This window comes from Cohnella abietis, assembly GCF_004295585.1.
Taxonomy (GTDB): Bacteria; Bacillota; Bacilli; order Paenibacillales; family Paenibacillaceae; genus Cohnella; species Cohnella abietis.
The window spans coordinates 1178944-1195915 of the sequence record NZ_AP019400.1; the positions used below are offsets into that span (position 1 = coordinate 1178944).

A 16972-nucleotide genomic window follows, 5' to 3' on the forward strand; every position below is an offset into this window, starting at 1 on the left:
TACAGGTGGATCGGATGAAAGGTGCAAACAATCGGCGGATCAAAAGCATGAACCTTTCTACGGTTCTTCAATATATTCGAAATCAAGGACAGATTTCCAAAGCGGAGTTAGCGGAGAAGACCCACTTAAGCTTTACGGCAGTAACTAACATTATTGAAAAGCTGCTCTCTTACCAGGTCATCTGCACAAGTGGCTATGACGAATCGTCTGGGGGCAGGAAGCCTCTTCTGTATAAGCTTGATAAAGATCGGTTTTATTCGGTAGGTCTTCACCTAAGCCTTTCTCGGATTCATGTGGCGATATTGGATATAGAAGGAAACGTGTACGCGAAATACGAGACGAAGACGAATGGGGACGCATTGCAGACCAATGCCATTATCGCTCAGTTAATTTCCTGCATTGAAGAAGCGATCATGCAATCGAAGGTGAGTAGAAGTAAAATTCTCGGAATTGGCATGGGAATACCGGGACCTCTGAACCCATTCGAAGGAGTCGTGTTATCACCGCCCAATATGAAGGGGTTAGAGGGAGTCCATCTCAAACAAATCATTTCAGATCATTTCCAGCTGGAGACGTTTATTGAGAAAGACGCTGATTTAATCGCACTTGGGGAATTCTTGAATGGAGCAGGCCAAGGAAACCAAAATGTCTTCTATTTGGACGCGGATATAGGGATTGGTAGCGGTTTGATTGTGAATAGCAAGCTTTACCATGGATTTCCCTACGGCGCTGGCGAAGTTGGACACGGCACGATTAACATTGATGGACCTCGCTGTAATTGTGGCAATTACGGCTGCTTGGAAGCGGTCGCCTCTGGACTTGCGATTGTACGCCGGGCGGGAGAAGAAATACGTCGGGGAGCGGATGCCTCCTTCAGGGACCAATATCTCCAGGACGAGAATTCCGTTACTATATATACGATATTGGATGCTGCCAACGATGGAGACCAACTCTCTATTCAACTGCTCAGGGAATCCGCCAGATATGTCAGCATTGCCATCGGCAATGTGATTAATTTGCTCATGCCGGAAATCGTCATTATCGGTGGAACGCTTACGCATAAATACACTCCATACTTTGATCAGATTAAAGAGATGGCTCTAAGCCGTATCTTTTCTTCCTTCGCGCACAATATCCAGATTAAGAAATCGGAGCTTGAGATGTTCAGTGGTGCGATTGGTGCCGCGATGCATATATTAGAAAACTTTTTCAACAAAGATCTTGAAGAGTGGCCGGAGTCTCTTCAATTGTAGGTTAATAAAGAGTGGATAGACTCTTTATATCTACTTATTAATTTAATATTAATAAGTTTGCGTAAATGTGTTGACAACAACATATATCCACTATAATGTAATGCTTATGAGGTTAACTTATTAAATTGTTATTAAAAAGTTTTGCTTAATTGGAGATAGTGAAAGGAATGACCAGGCATGAATAATCATCTACAAGCTCTCCAAACTAAGTATCCGGAATTGCAGGAATGTCTTCCAGACATTCAACAATCCTTTAGTCTCATGGAAACCTGCTATCGGCATTATGGTAAGGTACTGGTCGCTGGGAATGGGGGAAGCGCAGCGGATAGCGAACATATTGTCGGGGAATTGATGAAAGGCTTTATGCTAACGCGTCCGGTTCCGCAATCTTTCAGGCATCATTTTACACAGCTGTTTCCAGAAGAATCTGAAGAGGTTTGTAATGGATTGCAAGGAGCCTTACCTGCCATTTCACTGGTCAGCCATAGCGCTCTTATGACGGCATACTCTAATGATGTCGATTCCGATATGGTTTTCGCACAGCAGGTGTACGGTTATGGCAAAGAAGATGATGTATTTTTGGGTCTTAGCACCTCAGGAAACTCTCGCAATATCATTCGAGCTCTTCAAATCGCTAAAGCAAAAGGAATGAAAACCGTTGGTTTAACAGGGAGCTCGGGAGGTAAGATGAAGGCGTTATGCGATGTCACGATCACAGTCCCCTACCATCAAACACCGGATGTTCAAGAGCGGCATCTTCCTATCTATCATACTTTGTGCATCATGCTTGAGGAGGTATTTTTCGGACGATGATCACCTATGCCGGAATGGATATTGGCGGAACCAAATGCGCGGTCACGATCGGTCGTTCATCGGAAAATCGCATAGAGGTCATTGATAAGGTGCACTTTCCGACTTCGCCTACGCCGGAAGAAACCATCCAACGAGTGATTGATGAATTAACGCTTTTATTTCTTAAATATCCTGAAGATAGACAACGATTAGAAGCGATTGGAATTAGCTGCGGTGGACCTCTTGATAGTCAGAATGGACTTATTCTATCTCCCCCAAACTTGCCTCATTGGGATAAAGTGGACATCATTGATCCGATCAAACGCCATTTTAACGTCCCGGTCGGGTTACAAAATGATGCCAATGCATGTGCACTCGCTGAATGGCAATGGGGTGCGGGCCAAGGAACCCGTAATATGATCTTCCTCACCTTCGGTACTGGGATGGGTGCGGGACTCATCTTGGATGGACGTTTGTATTCAGGAACGAATGATAATGCGGGCGAAGTCGGGCACATTCGTCTGGAGAAGGAAGGTCCTGTTGGATATAACAAGGTCGGTTCATTCGAGGGCTTCTGTAGCGGGGGAGGGATTGCTCGAGCTGCTCAAGCTTTAGTGAGAGCACGAATAGTCAGCGGAGGTGAGCTGCCTTCGTTCTATCCATCTTCCGAATCTATTGATAAAATCTCAACTAGAGATGTAGCAGAAGCTGCTCAACGAGGTGATCCAGCGGCACTTGGAATTTTCCATGACGTTGGACGTCATTTGGGACGCGGAATAGCTATTCTTATTGATATTATTAATCCACAGAAGCTCATAATCGGCAGTATTTTTGGAAGACAAAGACAGCTAATCGAACCCTATATGATGGAAGAGCTTCATAGAGAGGCGCTACCGAATTCCTTAGCGGTTTGTGACATCGTTCCTGCAGGTCTAGGGGAAGAAGTGGGAGATTATGCAGCTTTGTCTGTTGCCAGAGCGTTACATATCAGACAAGCATCAAATCTCAAATCTATTCAATCAGAAGGGAGTAACTAACTACAATGAATAATAATATAAAGCTTCATATGATTGGTAACGCGCATTTAGATCCGGTATGGCTCTGGCAATGGCAGGAGGGTTATGCGGAGATCAAGGCCACCTTCCGCTCGGCGTTGGATCGAATGATTGAATTTCCCGATTTTGTATTTACTTGCTCAGGTGCCGCTTACTATGAATGGGTAGAGCAGAATGCACCGGAAATGTTCGAAGAAATTCGGCAAAGGGTGCAAGAGGGACGTTGGGTAATCGTCGGGGGGTGGTGGATCCAACCGGACTGTAATCTTCCGTCGGGCGAGTCTTTCGTCCGTCACGGATTGTATAGCCAACGATACTTCCAAGAGAAGTTCAACGTTATGGCTAAGGTAGGTTACAATGTGGATTCTTTCGGACACCACAGCATGATTCCTCAAATTTTGAAAAAAAGTGGTATGGACTCTTACGTATTTATGCGTCCAGATGAGCACGAGAAGCAGATGGAACGCAGCTTATTCTGGTGGGAAAGCAAGGACGGAAGTCGTGTCATGACGTTTCGAATTCCGATTAGCTATAATAATTGGACAGCTAACGACAATGAGGATCCGACTCGCTATAAAGCGCTGAAGGTGTTTGAGCTGGCGGAGAAGCATGAACATGACCTCATGAACTTTTTTGGAGTTGGTAATCACGGAGGCGGACCTACGATCGGGAATATACAATCTATACAACGCCTGCAAGAGGAGTACCGGGCAGATCGATTTAAGATTAGCTCTCCCAATGCATATTTCGAAGAAATGGGAAAAAGAAACCTCGATCTTCCCGTTCATACGGATGACTTGCAGCATCATGCAAGCGGTTGTTACTCCGCTCATTCAGAGACGAAAGCTTTGAATCGTCAAGCGGAGCATCGTCTGCTGACAGCCGAAAAGTTCAGCGCCTTCTCTCATCTAGTAGCTGGATTCAGTTATCCGGCAACCGAGATTCTCCGTGGATGGAAGAACGTCATGTTCAATCATTTTCACGACATTATGGGTGGCTGTTCCATTAAAGAAGCCTATCAGGATTCAAGAGAAGCTTATGGTGAATCACTTAACATCGCTGCGGTCTCTCTGAATGCAGCCTTGCAGAAGATTTCATGGTCTATCGATACGATGAAGGATGAAATCCAATCGTTAAGCAAAGATGTAGATTGGCTAACTTGGGAGCAGAAGGATGCCGGGATACCTGTTGTCGTTTTTAATCCTCACTCATGGGAAGTTCATGCCCCTGTCCATGTCAATAGAATGCTCAAAGGCGTTAGCGACGATCAAGGGGAAGCTGTCGAATACCAGATTGTTCGTGCCTCACGTACGAATATCGAGGATAAATATGATACTGTTTTTATGGGGCGTATTCCAGCAATGGGTTATCGCGTATACTGGATTTATAAGGATAAGAAGCTGCCGCTTACGGCAGTTGGACAACAAGCCTTAGTCTCGGAGCCTTATGCACTGGAAAACCATTGGTATCGACTTGAGATTGAGCCCCATACCGGACATATAAAGAGACTTTATGACAAGCTAAATGGTACTGAAGTGTTGAAGGGTCAAGGTGCGGTTCCGATCGTGATCGATGAGCATCATTGCGATACTTGGTCTCATGGGGTATTCGAATTCCGAAATGAGATCGCCAAGTTCTCGGATGCACAAATCAAATTGATTGAGTCGGGTCCGATTCGTTCGATTCTGCGCGTTACGAATCGATATAACTTTTCGGTACTTCAGCAGGATTTCATTCTTTATCGGGATAAGCCGGGCATTGAAGTGAAAGTGAAGCTCGATTGGCAGGAAAAGCACAAGCTGCTCAAGCTCTCTTTTCCGGTAAATGTTAATGAACCTGAGGCTACTTATGAAATTCCCTACGGATATATTGAAAGACCCGTCAATGGAGAAGAAGAGCCGGGGCAGCAATGGCTGGACGTAACAGGCAATACAGGCGCTGATGACGCACAGCGCTACGGGCTTACGCTACTTAATGACTCGAAGTACAGCTTCGATGTTAAGGATAATGACTTAAGAATGACTGTCGTACGTAGCCCGATGTACGCTGACCATTACGGTGTTCGGGACGAGTTCGGCGAATATATGGATCAAGGTGTGCAACAATTCCGCTACGCTCTCGTTCCCCACGAAGGGGATTGGCGGAATGCCGAAGCTTTCAAAAAAGCCAATGAGCTCAATGTTCCGCCTATTCACATTATTGAAACCTATCATAAAGGCTCACTGCCTCAGATAGCCGAGGGGATTCGGGTGTCTGCCAGCAATGTTATCGTTACCGCATTCAAGAAAGCCGAAGACCTGGATGGCTATATTCTCCGCTGCTATGAAACGGACGGCAAGGATGGAGAGACGACGATCGAAATTCCGGTTCTGAACCGCAAGTGGACGATGCGCTTCGGTAAGTGCGAGATCAAGACGTTATGGATCCCCTCCGATCCAGAGCAAGCGGTTTCGGAAGTTAATATGATCGAGATGCCGGTTTAATTCGTGCTAGTTGCTTACACGATTCCAAGATTAGAGGAAAACCAAATATTGACATAATAATTTTGGAAGATCATAATAAGGGAAAATATTCGGGGAAGCACCCCGTAAAGCGGGACACGATTTGTGTTGCTTTGCGGGGTGTTTGTTTTCGATAAGGGGGCAACATTTTTAAGCTGAAGAGGCTGTGATAGATTATCTTGTATAAAGGATTTTGCTTGTTGAAGAGTCCGTTGGGGGTTGGCAAGCGGTACTAGAATATCGTGCATACCGCTCTGTCGTTCAGCTTGCATTAGAATGGATTGCCAGGCGAGAACTGCGGGTATTGACAAAGTATTAGCTGGTTTTATGTTTGGGTACAGCATATTTATACGCAAGTTTACGTTCATTAAGATAGCTGATACACTGACTAAAAGATCGTGTTTATGAGTCCTGATGAGCATGGCACCCCTAAAAGGCTTCATAATTGCTCAGATGCTTCTCATTTGCCAATATGCTTCATCGGGAGGAAGCGGCTATGTATCAATATAAGCTTTCCGATAACATCAATCCGCAAGAGAATATTAATATATTCCGTTATTCGACTTCGAGTAGCGATTACGAGCATACCCATGAGTTCTTCGAGATCGTGTTCATCGCTTCCGGGAGCGGCGTACACAACGTAGGCGGGGTGAGCTATCCGGTTGAGAGAGGGGATGTGCTGTTTATCGACTTCGATCAGATGCATGCTTTCTCATCGGATACGCAGATGACGATTGTCAATTGCCTGCTCGATCCCGTGTTTATCGGCAAGGAGCTAATGAATGCGGAGAACGCAATAGATATTTTAACACTTTCGGCTTATGTGGAGTTCAGCACGAAAGTCCGTCGTTTTGTACCTAAGGTTATCTTTAGGGGAAAAGAGCTTCTTAAGCTGATCTCGCTGTTCGAGAGCATGCTGGAAGAATTCGAGGAGAAGTCGATCGGTTATAAAACGGCGATTCAAGGGTATTTACAGGTGCTTCTCACGTATATTTTCAGAAGAATGAGGGAAGAGGGCGACGAACGGACAACCCTTCTGCCGCATAAGGTGGCTTCCGATATGCTGAGAGACTTGGAAGCGAGTTTCTTCGGTAAAATTTCGTTGAACGAGCTTGCCGCAAAGTACAGTTACAACGCCTCCTATCTCAGCCGGATCTTTAAGGCATGCTACGGTAAAAGTCCGATGGCGTTCATTCATGAGAAGCGAGTGGACGAAGCGATCCGTCTCCTCCGAGAAACCGACCTGAAGGTCGAGGAGATCGGACGTCAAGTCGGATACGGGGAGAAGAAGCAGTTTTATAAAATATTCAAACAATACACCGGCCTGACGCCGAGTCGGATGAGGGATGCGAGGAACAAAATGACCACTTTAAAGTAAAAAGGAGCTACTGCTTTTCATAAAACGACCTTCTATAATAAGGAAAACATCATTGCAGGGAAGGTCGTAGAATTAATGAAGGTGCAAAATCGCTACTATCGGATGGAACTGGACGATACGTCCGGAGCTTTGCTGGCAATGAACAAAGGAAATAAAGAATTAATCCGAACAGGCGTGAGCAGGCCGTTGTTTACGATCCGATTTCGCGACATCAGCGGTGGAATTCATGATGTCGGGGCTCATGAATCGAAAGCGGTTTCAATTTCCGCAGATGAAGGTTCTGAACGAATCGAAGTGAGCTATTCGGCGTTCGGCGAACTTCCGCTCCGCGTTTTGGTGACGATTCGCTGCCCGAAAGACTCGCCATTTACCTACTGGCGTCTAGATGCCGATCATGCGATGGATTGGATAATCGAATGGATCGATTTTCCGAATGTCGTAGTGCCGAATGACTTGACCGCAACAGGCGGGACGGGCAAGCTGGTCTGGCCGTTTAACGAAGGCGTCCTGATCGAAGATGTGGCCGTGCGCGAATCGTCCTTTCTGCACTACATTGAGCCTAATTATCCGAGCCGTGGTATCTCCGGTATTTATCCAGCTATCGTGCCGTCGCAGTTTATGGCCTACTACGATGATAGCGGCGGGCTCTATTTCGGGGCACACGATCCGGACGGACATGTGAAATGCGTCGAGTTTTACCCGGATGAAGATGGAATTCGCCTGCAGTTTCGGCTGTATCCGGGAGGTGGAGCCTATGACATGTCGTACGATATGGTGCTGGGCGTTTTTGAAGGGGACTGGCATGACGCTGCGGCGATTTATCGGGACTGGTATGAGGAGAACGCCTCTCGCGACGCGGTGCCAGTCGCCGAGAATAATCGGCTTCCCGACTGGTATTCTGACTCCCCGATTGTCGTGACCTACCCGGTACGGGGCAGGCACGATATGGACGTCATGGAGCCGAATAAGCTGTTTCCCTATTTGGAAGCGCTGCCGCATATCGAACGGCTGGCGGAAGCGTTTGGCGGCAAAATTATGGTGCTTTTGATGCACTGGGAAGGTAGCGCGCCTTGGGCGCCGCCGTATGTGTGGCCGCCGTATGGCGGCGAGGAAGCGTTCCGGTCATTAGCGGATCGGCTGCATGCATCAGGACATCTTCTCGGTGTATACTGCAGCGGCATTGGATGGACGGAGCAGAGCAACCTGATTCCGTCGTACAACCGGAAAGAGCAGTTTGACCAGGATAATCTGGCAGACGCGATGTGCCTGTCCCCAGAGGGCGATCTGCCTTATTCCGACATTTGCACCGGTCAGCGTCGCGGTTACGACTTGTGCCCGACTCATCCTTTTACAGTCGAGACGATGGTTTCCGAGGTCAGGCAAATGATCGATGGTGGCGTCGACTATATTCAAGCTTTCGACCAGAACCATGGCGGCACTTCGTATTTCTGCTACAGCAAGACGCATGGCCATCCGCCTGCTCCTGGCAAATGGCAGACTGAAGCGATGCTCGACCTGTTCCGCAAGCTGCAGGAGACAGCCGACAGCGCTGGCAAGAAGGCGCTGTTCGGATGTGAGTCCGCCTCTGCGGAGCCTTATATCCCTGAGCTGTTGTTCAACGACGCCCGGTTCAATCTCAACTATTTTATCGGGACGCCGATTCCGCTGTACGCATTTCTGTATCATCGCTACATCAACAATTTCATGGGCAATCAGGTCACTGCGCATGACGCTTTCGATTACGGGCGCTCCCCGGACAATCTGCTGTACCGGTTCGCGTATTCGTTTCATGCAGGCGATTTGTCAACGGTTGTGTTGACGGAGAACGGCGATATAACGTGGAACTGGGGGGTCGACCCCAATATTGCGCTGCCCGAGAAGGAGCCGATTTTAACGTTTATCCGAAATACGAATTCGTGGCGTACGGGAGCGGGCAAAGCTTACCTGCACCAAGGGCGCATGCTGAAGCCGTTCCCGCTGTCCGGCGTCAGTCTGCAGCGGTTTGCCATGAAGGACGGCCGCGAGCTTGCAGTGCCGGCAGTGTTGACGACACGCTGGGAAGCCGACGACGGCAGCCAGGCTCAATTGTTCGTCAATTATACCCTGGAAGAGCAGGTATTCTACGTAGAGTCAGGCGTGTGCTCCGAGAGGGAGGCTGTTTTGCTGGCGCACCCGGACGGCTCGCAGCCGCTGACGTTGCAGGCCGATGCATCGGGAACGTTACCATGTACGGTAAAGCCGCTAAGTGCTATTCTGATCAAGATTTCAGGGAAATGATCCTATGAGATGTCCGCTCTGCAAGGTACGGGCGGCACATACCGATAAACAACCGCCGTTAGCCCCTTGTTCCGGGTCTGACGGCGTTTTTCCATTAGCGAATCATCACTGATCTCAACTGCACGGATAGCGTGCTCCTTATGACAGGTAACCCGATAACATTTGTCGAATGATCCTAGAAGGCGCTATAAATGGTATCGTGCCCAAGCGATCTGAGGGTTCGATGCTGAGTAAGTTCACGAAAGAGGGACACCGAATGATGACAAAAAGGATTGCCCGATGGCTCACCACTCCTTGGAGTTGGATGCAGCGCAGCTTCAAAGCGAAGGTGATTGTGTCCTTCTTCACCATTGTGAATCTGGCATTGTTAGGCATGGGGACGTTGTACTATTATAAGACGTCCGGCGATATCGAACGGAATACGATCGATAGTCTCGAACAGTTGGTCGACCGCAGCGTTACGATTCTGGACAACCATATGGACAATATCCGTAATGAGGCATGGAGCTATTTCAGCGACAAGGACTTTCAAGTTTTCGTGAGTAATATGTCCAGTGCATATCCGGAGAAAAATAGCTATTACAAGAACAGGCTCGAGACATCTCAACGCAAATTTAACGCCATCGGCATGATCGGCGTTTACGACTTGTATGGAAATGAGTTGGCCAGCGGCCAAAGAAGCATGCTTAATGCGGCGGAGGATAACCACCGCACGAAAAACCAGAAGAAAACACTTATCGAGATGGCGTTGCAGAAGGATGGTTATCCACAATGGCTCGTTACGCACGCTACGGCGATTAATTCAGGAAACCTGAATAATACGATCAGCTTCGTGCAAGCGCTGAAGAAAATTAGCACTTATAGCCAGAAGATGGTCGGGGTGATCCAAATCGAGTTTAACGCGAGCTTGCTGAACCAATCGATACAAGATCTGAATAGCGGTGCAGGCAAGGACTTTGTGATCGTTGATCGGCAGGGAAAGATCGTATTCGCGGAAAACGAGGATGAAATTGGGAAGGAAATCGGCGATGAGCCGTGGTACCGCAGCTTGACGCTCACGGGGAAGATTGGTTATCGGAAGAGTACGATTCAAGGTGAGCGTTACGTTACACTGTACCGTAAGTTCCAACTGAACGACTGGATGCTGGTAGGCAAAATACCGTTGGACAATGTCCTCGGCGGAGTCAAGCAAGCCCGTAAATTCACGCTTGTCATCGGCGTTATAACCCTGTTCATCGCGATGATTCTCGCCTACTTTATAGCGGGCAGCATGACGAAGTCGATCCGCAAATTGCGCGAGCATATGAAGCAGGTAGAACTGGGAAATTTCAAGGTCACCGTTCCTGTCCGATCCTATGACGAGATCGGATCGCTCGGTATGAGCTTCAACCGGATGACGCGGCAAATCGATTATCTCGTGGAGAAAGAATACGAAGCCAGATTGCTGAAGAAGGAAGCGGAAATTGTCGCGCTTCAATCGCAGATCAATCCCCATTTTCTGTACAATGCTCTGGGTACGATCGATGCTCTGGCCTCCATCGAAGGGCAGGAGCAGATCAGCAGGATCAGTCAGTCTCTCGGCAGCATGTTTCGATACAGCATCAAGGGAGGGCAGGTTGCCACATTGAGCGAAGAAGTGCAGCAAGTGAAGCTGTACTTGTCTATTCAGCAGATTCGCTACGAAGACCGGGTTACGTATCAGATCGAAATTGAGCCGGGTTTGGAGGAGCAATTGTTGCCGAAGCTTGTCCTTCAACCGATTGTGGAAAATGCGATCAAACACGGAATCGAACAGATACGCGATGGAGGCTGTGTCACGATACAGGCAAGGTCTATACCGGATGGACGAATGGCGATCCGTGTCCACGACAACGGAGCAGGATGCGATGAGCGGCGCCTGGGCGAAATAAGGAATATGCTGAATAACACGGGATTCGCGTCGAGAATGGCCGATGAAGATAGAAGCTCGATTGGACTGGACAACGTAAATCGCCGTATCAGGTTGTACTATGGGGAACAAGCGGAGCTGACGTTCGACAGCTCAAAGGGAACGGGGACGGAAGTTACATTGCTTCTGCCGATTACACATGCCGGGAGGGATAGCGATGCTTAAGGTGCTTATCGTGGATGATGAACCGATCATGCGCAAGGGGATATTCAGCAAGATCGACTGGGAAGGACTGCGGCTTGAATGTGTCGGTGAAGCGAAGGACGGAACCGATGCACTTGAGCGGATCAGGGAAACGAGACCGAATATCGTGCTTACGGACATCCGCATGCCGGAAATGGATGGGCTCGACTTCATCTCCCGGGCAAAGAACTTTGATCCGGAGCTGCGATTCGTGGTCATAAGCGGATATGATGACTTCCAATATGCGCGAGAAGCAATTCGGTTTGGCGTATCCGATTACTTGTTGAAGCCGGTAACCCGCGACGAGCTGCGGAATTCGCTACTGAAAATCTGCGATGAACTGCTGGCGCAAGGGAATGAGCGCGATTTCCGCACTGTACTGCTGAAGCATTACGAAGCGAATATTACGGCACTGCGGCAGCGCAAATTAACTCGGCTATTGCAAGGAAGTGCGGACGCGGCTGCGATCGCCGATTTCCGCGTTTATTGGGACGGTCTGTCGGAATCCGGATATACGGTTGCCGTCTATCGTTTTGAACCCATCGGCTTCCCGCATATCGGGTTCAGCAGCGATGAAGAGGATTTGATCTGGTACTGCATACAGAATATTGTCGAACAATCGATGAGGGAAATGTCGCAAGGGTGTATCGTCTTCAGGCATGGAACTCTCCCCGACGAACTGATAGCCATTATCGCATGTTCCCAGCCGGGCGGCATGGCGATCCGTCAGACCCAGCACACTCTGGGCTCAATCCGCAAATATTTGCGTCTAGATGCCGTCGTCGGATTAGGTTATCCGGTGAATACGGCAGAGGAGCTTGCAGCTTCCTATGAGCAGGCCGTTACCGCAGCTCGCGGCGCCGTGCTGCACGGAACGGGCAAGGTTTATCCATATAGCTTCCTTGTGTCTCCCGATCACAAGGAACAGGGCGGTACGCCTCGCATAACCGGGGAACAGGAACGCCTTCTGTCGATTCACCTGAGAGAACGGAACGAGGCATGGGTGTGGCACTGGCTCGAACAGCGGTATGAGGAACTGTCGGCTCTTCCGGATGCGACATATATACAGTTCGAGCGGCTGTCGCTGCATATCTATTCGCTGCTTAACAACATTCTGCGAGAATTGACCGGCGACGGAGACGCGATGCTGCCGGAGACCGGCAATTTTGTTTCAAGGCTGTTATCGTTTCGTACATGGAGGGATGCGGTGGAAGCGCTTATGGAGACGTCGAGATCGGTTATGCGCATGATCTCTGAACCGAAGAGCGCAACCGGCGGCGACATCGTCGATGAAGTCAAGCGATATATCGGGGAATTCTTCAACGAGAACATTACGCTATCTTGGGTAGCGGAGAAATATTATATTCATCCGAATTATTTCTCCAAGCTGTTCAAAGTGAAGTGCGGGGAAAATTTCAACGATTATGTAACAAGGATCCGGTTGGAAAAGGCGGTTAACCTGATGGTCAACTCAGAGCTGAAGCTCTCCGAGATTGCCGAAATGGTAGGTTATGACAGTGCGCCTTATTTCAGCAATGTATTTCGTAAAGTGTACGGGATGTCGCCTTCCATGTATCGAGAAAAATTACTCATTTGACATTGCATGATCTTAATTTTGTGCAAGCCCATTGTTAAGATATTGTATTCAGCCGCGTATGTGTCTCAAGTAGAATGAAAGCGTAATGATAATAACACAGGGAGGCACTACGATGAGCAGAAAACGTATGGGATGGAGCAGGTGGGTGGCATTAACACTAGTCCTTGCCTTGTCGGCGATGATCGCGGCTTGCGGCAGCGGAACAAAGAATAACGAAGGGGCATCGGCGGGGAATTCGACTTCACCTTCGGCGGCAAACACAGAAAGCCAGCAGCCCGCCAACGATCCGCAAGTGGAAATCACCATATGGGATCAGGTGAATCCCGACGATATCGGGAAGTTGGTCGGGGAAGAGCTGCAAAAAGGCTTCGAAGAAAAGTATCCGAATATCATAGTGAAGCATGAGCTTCCTCCGAACGGAACAAACGACCGTGAGGTATTCGTGACGGCGATGGCTGGCGGCAACGGACCTGACGCTTACAGCGTAGCGTATTTTCCTGTTATCGGAGATTGGGTGAAGCAGGGGTTCGCTCTTGATCTGAGCGACTACTGGAACGGGTTGGCTGACAAAGACCAGTACTTGAAGTCGGCTATGGAAGGAGCTACGATCGATGGCAAGGTGTACGGTATTCCGAATTTCATGTACGCTACGGGATTATTGTACAATAAGAAGCTGTTTGCGGACGTAGGACTGGATCCGAATAAAGCCCCGGCGAATTGGGACGAGTTCGCCGAATATGCACAGAAGCTGACGAAGCCGGAGAAAAACCAATATGGTTATGCGCTCCTCGGCATGGATTGGGCGGATTGGTGGTTTGAATATTATGTCTGGCAAGCGGGAGGGGACTTGACCACCCGCAATGCAGACGGTACCGTTACGCTTGATTTCAGCAAAGAACCGGCTGTGAAGGCGCTCCAATATTACAAAGACTTGAAGTGGAAGTACAAGGGCGTGCAGAAGAATGTCCTGCAAGGCATTGATGAGAATAAAACGGATTTCTTCCAAGGACGAGCAGCGATGATTTTGTTCGGGTCTGACGGGTTCGCCCAGTTAGTACAGAACGGCATCGATCTGAACGATATCGGCTTCGCTCCGTTCCCGGTAGGTCCTGCAGGCAAAGCTCCTTCGCAAGTGGGAGGCCAGTATTGGATTGTTAATCCGAAAACGTCGAAAGAGAAACAAGATGCGGCATTCAAGTATGTTGAGTACATGACGTCCAAGGAAGCGCTTGAGAAGATGCTAACCTTCCAGAGTGACAATGGCATTATGCCTAACCTTCTGAGTGTGCGTAATGACGTCGATCCGTCTACATTCGTACAGAACGTTCCTGCTGGATTGGTTGCCGGTGTCCGTAAAGCAGCCGAATCGACGCAACTGGAATACTTCCTGAAGGAACGCTTGTCTCCCTATGTAGTCAAGGCAGTGCAGAAAGTTCTTGTCGATGAGAAAGCGGATCCTCTAACCGAATTAAAGGCAGTCGAGGAACTGGCGCAGCGTGAAGTAGCCGATCCGTACAACAAGGAAATCAAGGAGTAATCCCGGAAATTGGAGTTAGCAGGAGAGAATGCTATGTATTCAAGAACGAGGCATCGCAAGCTTAAAATACCGTGGGTTGCTATTCTGTTTATGACGCCGGCTGTTATCGCCTTCATTATGTTTAAGTACTATCCATTGCTCCAGGCGGTTTTCATGAGCTTCTTCGATTACAAGCTGATGGATCCGCCGGGAAAGTGGGTAGGGATTGGCAATTACATGCTATTGTTCAAGTCTTCGCTTTTTTGGACCGCGCTTCGGAATACGTTTGCTTTTGCAGGCTTGTATATTGGCCTGACATTCTGGATTCCGATCATGCAAGCGCTACTGCTCAATGAAATTCGGCGCGGCAACATGGTGCTCAGGTTCCTGTACTTAGTTCCGACGGCGATTCCGAGCGTTGCTGGCTTCGTGCTCTGGAAATGGATCTATAATCCGGATTACGGTCTCTTGAATAGTTTGCTCGGACGAATCGGTCTCGGCCCCTACGGCTGGCTGAACGATCCGTCGACGGCTAAGCTGGCAATCGTCTTTCCTGGCATGTTGGGCGGCGGAATCGCTATTCTGCTATACTTCTCGGCGTTGAGGGGCATTCCGCAAGAAATTGTCGAAGCGGCAAAGATCGACGGGGCCGGACCGTGGCAGCGGATGCGCAAGGTGATTTTTCCCGGACTTCGGTTTATTATCGGGATTCAATTTATTTCTTTCCTGTCAGGAATTTTCCTGACCTTTGATCCGATTTACGTCATGACGGGCGGCGGACCGGTGGACAGCACCCGAGTGTTAAGCATGCTCGTCTACGATAGCGCCTTTAAGGAATACCGTTTCGGTTTGGCGGGAGCCGTGTCGTTAATCATGTTCGCGATCATAGCATTGGTCACTTATGCTCAACTGAAGCTCTCCAATAGTAGCGCACAATAGAGAAGGAGGCTGAGTATTCCGATGAAGTCGGGACGTATTAGCGAGAAAGGGACCGTCAGCCTGAAGCTGACCGCATATGTTTTGACTGTGCTGTTTATCACTGCGAGTCTCATACCAATGGCGTGGATGATCAGTTCATCCATGAAGGACAGCAAATCGATCTATGCGCTGCCGCCCAAATGGATTCCCAAGAAACCGCAGATTGTGATGATTACGCTTGATGTCGGCGCTTTGGCTCAGCAGGATCAGGAGACTTTGGAAATGGAAGCCGCCAAGGCGATATGGTTCACCTGGAAGAAGTACCAGAATGAGTCGATCGGCGAAATGCGCGTCATTGGAATGATCAACGGCAAGCGCCTATTCGAGGCGGTTACTCCCTCCTACATGTTCAGTGCTGGAAGAGCGCAGATTGTACCGGCGCAAGTGTTTACCGACGCGATCATGAAGGTGAAATATCCGATTATCAAGGAAAACGGCTATACAACGTTCCAATGGTTTTCGGACGCTCCTCCTTCCGTTTCGGAAGGAGCGGAAGCTGCCAGACAGGTGCCGGTCCCTGCATCTCTTGACGTAAATTCGCCGGCCGGACAAGTGCAGGCATTCCTCCAGGATGCGAAGTTCATGAAGGCGGCCGTATTATCCGTAGATGAGAAGGGGAATTGGCTGCGTCTATTCGATAACTACACCGTGCTGTTGCTGCTCGGCAAGTTAGGCTTCAACTTCCCGCATTATATGCTAAATAGCGTGGTCGTTGTCGTAGCGTCGATTATGTTCCAATTCTTGGTCGGCGGCTTGGCTGGATATGCGATCTCCCGCCTGATGAGCGGGAAATGGGCAGCCCTCTGGACGCTATTCTTCGTCGCGACGATCATGATTCCGGAAATCGCGATTCTCGTTCCGTTGTATTTGACGATGGAGAAGCTTAATCTGATCGATACGCTGTGGGCAATTATACTGCCACATTCGGCGTGGGGCATCGTGATTTTCCTCTTCAAGGGCTTCTTTGATCAGTTGCCCGGCGAACTGCTGCAAGCGGCACGAATAGATGGATCATCCGAGATTGGTATTTATGCCAGACTTGTCATTCCTCTATCCCTACCGATCTTCACTGTCGTCGGAGTCATGACATTCATTGCGGTGTGGAACGAATTTCTCTGGCCGCTCGTTGCTGCGCGCAAGGAAGCAGTGTGGACGCTGACTGTGGCGCTGAACCGCTTCCAGGGTCTTCAGACCATAAGTACGAACGTGCTTATGTCTAGCCTGACCATCGCTACCGTTCCGATGCTGCTAGTGTTCCTGTTCTGCCAACGGCTCATCGAGCGTGGCGTCACCTGGACCGGGGTGAAGGGTTGACGTAGAACGAGTGTTCGCCTCTACGAAAGCGAGAACTCACACGATCAACAAGACCCGTTTTCAGATTAAGTTCTGGAAGCGGGTCTTGTTGTATCGGTAAAAAGTGCTGTTACAGCAAGCTGGTTACGGCAAATTAAAAAGAGCAATCGCAAGTATCACATTAATATATCGCATTCTTAT

11 protein-coding genes are annotated in these 16972 nt (G+C 49.0%); all 11 read left to right on the forward strand.

What is annotated here, in order from left to right; translation table 11 throughout:
- Positions 1-14: 14 nt before the first annotated feature.
- The 11 genes from KCTCHS21_RS04790 (at position 15) to KCTCHS21_RS04840 (ending at position 16792) form a co-directional block, all read left to right on the forward strand.
- Complete coding sequence (locus KCTCHS21_RS04790) at positions 15-1253, forward strand: ROK family transcriptional regulator (protein ID WP_232058209.1); 1239 nt, start codon at positions 15-17, stop codon at positions 1251-1253.
- A gap of 177 nt (positions 1254-1430) precedes the next feature.
- Positions 1431-2066 carry a D-sedoheptulose-7-phosphate isomerase gene (locus KCTCHS21_RS04795; protein WP_130605456.1) on the forward strand — a complete coding sequence of 212 codons (636 nt, stop codon included), beginning with the start codon at positions 1431-1433 and terminating at the stop codon, positions 2064-2066.
- A complete protein-coding gene (locus KCTCHS21_RS04800) occupies positions 2063-3082 on the forward strand; it encodes an ROK family protein (RefSeq protein ID WP_130605458.1) in 1020 nt (339 codons plus the stop codon). The genes KCTCHS21_RS04795 and KCTCHS21_RS04800 overlap by 4 nt, the downstream gene beginning before the upstream one ends.
- 5 nt (positions 3083-3087) lie before the next feature.
- Complete coding sequence (locus tag KCTCHS21_RS04805) at positions 3088-5583, forward strand: alpha-mannosidase (RefSeq protein ID WP_130605460.1); 2496 nt, start codon at positions 3088-3090, stop codon at positions 5581-5583.
- A gap of 514 nt (positions 5584-6097) precedes the next feature.
- Positions 6098-6979: an AraC family transcriptional regulator gene (locus KCTCHS21_RS04810; protein ID WP_162309270.1), complete on the forward strand. Its 882-nt coding sequence runs from the start codon at positions 6098-6100 to the stop codon at positions 6977-6979.
- A 75-nt stretch (positions 6980-7054) separates the two neighbouring features.
- Positions 7055-9256, forward strand: a complete 2202-nt coding sequence (locus tag KCTCHS21_RS04815) for a DUF6259 domain-containing protein (protein WP_130605464.1) — start codon at positions 7055-7057, stop codon at positions 9254-9256.
- Between the two features lie 256 nt (positions 9257-9512).
- Positions 9513-11369: a cache domain-containing sensor histidine kinase gene (locus KCTCHS21_RS04820; RefSeq protein ID WP_162309271.1), complete on the forward strand. Its 1857-nt coding sequence runs from the start codon at positions 9513-9515 to the stop codon at positions 11367-11369.
- Positions 11362-12984, forward strand: coding sequence for a response regulator (locus tag KCTCHS21_RS04825; protein ID WP_162309272.1), 1623 nt, complete (start codon positions 11362-11364; stop codon positions 12982-12984). The genes KCTCHS21_RS04820 and KCTCHS21_RS04825 overlap by 8 nt, the downstream gene beginning before the upstream one ends.
- 112 nt (positions 12985-13096) lie before the next feature.
- Positions 13097-14521 carry an extracellular solute-binding protein gene (locus tag KCTCHS21_RS04830; protein ID WP_232058078.1) on the forward strand — a complete coding sequence of 475 codons (1425 nt, stop codon included), beginning with the start codon at positions 13097-13099 and terminating at the stop codon, positions 14519-14521.
- A 33-nt stretch (positions 14522-14554) separates the two neighbouring features.
- Complete coding sequence (locus KCTCHS21_RS04835) at positions 14555-15439, forward strand: carbohydrate ABC transporter permease (RefSeq protein WP_130605470.1); 885 nt, start codon at positions 14555-14557, stop codon at positions 15437-15439.
- Positions 15440-15460: 21 nt separating this feature from the next.
- Positions 15461-16792: a carbohydrate ABC transporter permease gene (locus KCTCHS21_RS04840; RefSeq protein ID WP_130605472.1), complete on the forward strand. Its 1332-nt coding sequence runs from the start codon at positions 15461-15463 to the stop codon at positions 16790-16792.
- Positions 16793-16972: the final 180 nt, after the last annotated feature.

Coding starts and splice junctions, on each gene's coding strand:
- KCTCHS21_RS04790 (WP_232058209.1), top strand. CDS start 15: ATGAAAGGTGCAAACAATCGGCGGATCAAAAGCATGAACCTTTCTACG.
- KCTCHS21_RS04795 (WP_130605456.1), top strand. CDS start 1,431: ATGAATAATCATCTACAAGCTCTCCAAACTAAGTATCCGGAATTGCAG.
- KCTCHS21_RS04800 (WP_130605458.1), top strand. CDS start 2,063: ATGATCACCTATGCCGGAATGGATATTGGCGGAACCAAATGCGCGGTC.
- KCTCHS21_RS04805 (WP_130605460.1), top strand. CDS start 3,088: ATGAATAATAATATAAAGCTTCATATGATTGGTAACGCGCATTTAGAT.
- KCTCHS21_RS04810 (WP_162309270.1), top strand. CDS start 6,098: ATGTATCAATATAAGCTTTCCGATAACATCAATCCGCAAGAGAATATT.
- KCTCHS21_RS04815 (WP_130605464.1), top strand. CDS start 7,055: ATGAAGGTGCAAAATCGCTACTATCGGATGGAACTGGACGATACGTCC.
- KCTCHS21_RS04820 (WP_162309271.1), top strand. CDS start 9,513: ATGATGACAAAAAGGATTGCCCGATGGCTCACCACTCCTTGGAGTTGG.
- KCTCHS21_RS04825 (WP_162309272.1), top strand. CDS start 11,362: ATGCTTAAGGTGCTTATCGTGGATGATGAACCGATCATGCGCAAGGGG.
- KCTCHS21_RS04830 (WP_232058078.1), top strand. CDS start 13,097: ATGAGCAGAAAACGTATGGGATGGAGCAGGTGGGTGGCATTAACACTA.
- KCTCHS21_RS04835 (WP_130605470.1), top strand. CDS start 14,555: ATGTATTCAAGAACGAGGCATCGCAAGCTTAAAATACCGTGGGTTGCT.
- KCTCHS21_RS04840 (WP_130605472.1), top strand. CDS start 15,461: ATGAAGTCGGGACGTATTAGCGAGAAAGGGACCGTCAGCCTGAAGCTG.